This window comes from Paraburkholderia sp. Ac-20347 (assembly GCF_017104805.1).
Taxonomy (GTDB): Bacteria; Pseudomonadota; Gammaproteobacteria; order Burkholderiales; family Burkholderiaceae; genus Paraburkholderia; species Paraburkholderia tropica.
This window is the reverse complement of sequence record NZ_JAAGPN010000480.1, coordinates 1-2,764: the sequence shown is the minus strand read 5'-3', so window position 1 is coordinate 2,764 and position 2,764 is coordinate 1. Positions and strand designations below refer to the sequence as shown.

Here is a 2,764-nt window from a genome sequence, read left to right as displayed (position 1 = left end):
ATCACCGCCGCATCGCGCACGCCGTCGAGCGCCTTCAGGCGCGCCGCGATCTCGCCGGGCTCCACGCGATAGCCGCGGATCTTCACCTGATCGTCGATACGGCCGAGATATTCGAGGCTGCCGTCGGCGAGACGCCGCGCACGGTCGCCGCTGCGATACAGCCGCACGCCCGCCGCGAACGGATGCGGCACGAAGCGCGCGGCGGTGAGCGCGGGCTGGTGCAGATAGCCGAGCGCCACGCCCGCGCCGCCCAGATACAGCTCGCCGGTCTCGCCCGTGCCGACCGGATTCAGATGCTCGTCGAGCAGCCAGGTTTCGCTGTTGTCGAGCGGACGGCCCAGCGGCAAGGTCGCCGCCGCGCGGCTCGCTTCGGCGGCTGGCTGCGTGAGAATGCCGACCGTCGTCTCGGTCGGGCCATAGTGATTGTGGACGCGGCAGCCGGGCCGCAGCGCCGCGATCGTGTCGAGCAGTTCCCAAGACGTCGCCTCGCCGCCGAGCACGAGCGTATGCGCGGGCAGCGCGTCGGCGGCGCGTTCGGCTTGCAGCAGCGCGTGCAGATGGCCCGGCACGATCTTGAGCACGTCGATGCGCGCGGCCGCCAGCGTCTGCGCGAAACGGTCGGCGTCGAGCGTGGTGTCGCGATCGATCAGATGCAGCGCGCCGCCCGAGGCGAGCGCGCCGAACAGCACCGTATGGCCGAGATCGGCGCCGATGGTCGAGACCATCGCGAAGCGCGCGCGCGGCGGCGGATCGAGCCGCGCGAGCACGGCGTCGACATAGTTCGTCAGCGCGCCGTGCGCGATCACCACGCCCTTGGGCGCGCCGCTCGATCCCGACGTGTAGATCACGTAGGCGGCGCTGCGCGGATCGACGGCGGGCAATGCATGGGGCGCGCGATCTTGTTGCTCCCGCCGTGCCTCTTCTTGCGCCGCGTCGATGCGCGCGTGCTGCACGCCCGTGAGGTCGAGCGCGGAGCAATCGTCCTCGCACAGCACGAGACGCGCGCCGCAATCGCGCAGCGTCTGCGCGATGCGTTGCGGCGGATTGCCCGCGTCGAGCGCCACATAAGCGCCGCCCGCCTTGAGCACGCCGAGCATCGCCACGACGAAGCGCGCCGAGCGATGCGCAACGATCGCGACCGGTTCGCCGCGCCGAAGATCGCGCGCGAGCAGCCACTGCGCGACGTGCGCCGCACGCGCGTCCAGTTCCGCATAGCTCATGCGCAGCGCGCCATCGACGACGGCCGGCGCATCCGGTTGCGTGTACGCATGCCGCACAACGCGCAGATGAATCGGCTCGCCCGGCGGCATGCGACGCGCGACGCTTGCGGCGTTCACACGCGCGCGTTCGTCGGCATCGAGCAGATCGAGCGTGGCCAGCGTCGGCGCGGCGGTATCGGTCATGTCGGCGCTGCGATCGCCGAGCGCGTGCGCGAACGCTTCCACCGCGCGCAGATACTGCGCGGCCATGCGCTCGACGCTGCACGCGTCGAAACGCGCGCTCGCGTAGGTGAAATAGCCGCGCATCGCGCCGTCGCGACTTTCGCGCAGATCGAGCGCGAGCGGCACCTTCGCGTGCGTCTCGGCGATCTCGAAGCGCTCGGCGCGCGCGCCCGGCCAGCGCGCGAGCGCCGGGTAATCGTCGCTCAGGTAGTTGAAGCTGGTCTCGAACAGCGGACCGTGCTGCGCGTCGCGCGCGGGCCGCAGATGCTCGACCAGCACATCGAACGGCAGCGCCTGGTTCGCCTGCGCGTCGAGCGTGCGCTGGCGCACTTGCGAGAACAGACTCGCGAGCGGCGTCACGGCCTCGCAGTCGCTGTGCAGCACGAGCGTGTTGACGAAGAAGCCGATCACGTCGTGCGTCTCGGGCCGCGTGCGATTCGCGACCGGCACGCCGGTGCGGATCGCGCCCTGCCCGGTCACGCGATAGAGCCACGCGTGATACGCAGCGAGCAGCACGACGAACGGCGTCGCGCGATGCCGGGCGGCCGCCGCGCGCACCGCTTGCGCGAGCGGCGCGGGCAGCGCAAAAGCAACGCGCGCGGCGGCGCGCGGATCGGCGTTTTCGCTTGCTGGGCGGTCGTAGGGCAGCGCGAGCGGCGGTGCGTCATCGGCGAGTGCTGCACGCCAGTACGCGAGTTGCCGCGCCGCTGCATCGCTCGCGAGCCAGCGGCGCTGCCACGCGGCGTAATCGGCGTAGGTGATGCGTGTTTTCGCTTGCGCGTCTCCATGCGTCGTTGCGCCGTCGCGCGCGGCACGATACCCGTCGACGAGTTCCTCGACCAGCAACTGCATCGACCAGCCATCGGTCGCGATGTGATGCAGCGCGAGCATCAGCACGTGACGTTCGTCGCCGATGCGCACGAGTCCCGCGCGCAGCAGCGGTCCGCGCAGCAGATCGAACGGCGCGTCGGCGAAGCGTTGCGCGCATTCGCGAAGCGCGCGCTCGTGTTCGTGTTCTCCGATGTCGCCAGAATCGCTCAGTTCGAAATGCGCCCACGCGAGCGACGCGGCGGCGGCGGTGCGCGGCGCGTAGAGTTGCGCGGCGTCGCCGGTTTCGACGAAATGCGTGCGCAGCGCCGCGTGACGTTCGCACAGGCGATCGAGACTCCGGCGCAAGGCCTCGCGATCGAGCGCGCCGTCGAGACGGATGCCCGCCGCGACGTGATACGCGCGGCTCGCGGGATCGAGCCGCCACGCGAACAACTGACGCTGCTGCGCGTGCGAAATCACGGCCTCTTCGGCGGGTTCGATCGGCGCGTCGA

Annotated in this window: 1 protein-coding gene; it reads right to left on the bottom strand. The window is 71.0% G+C overall.

Translation table 11 applies throughout. The annotated features are described in order from the left end of the window. Positions 1 to 2,764, bottom strand: a 2,764-nt coding sequence (locus G3N97_RS37750) for an amino acid adenylation domain-containing protein (protein ID WP_205997843.1), incomplete at both ends; no start/stop codon positions are given.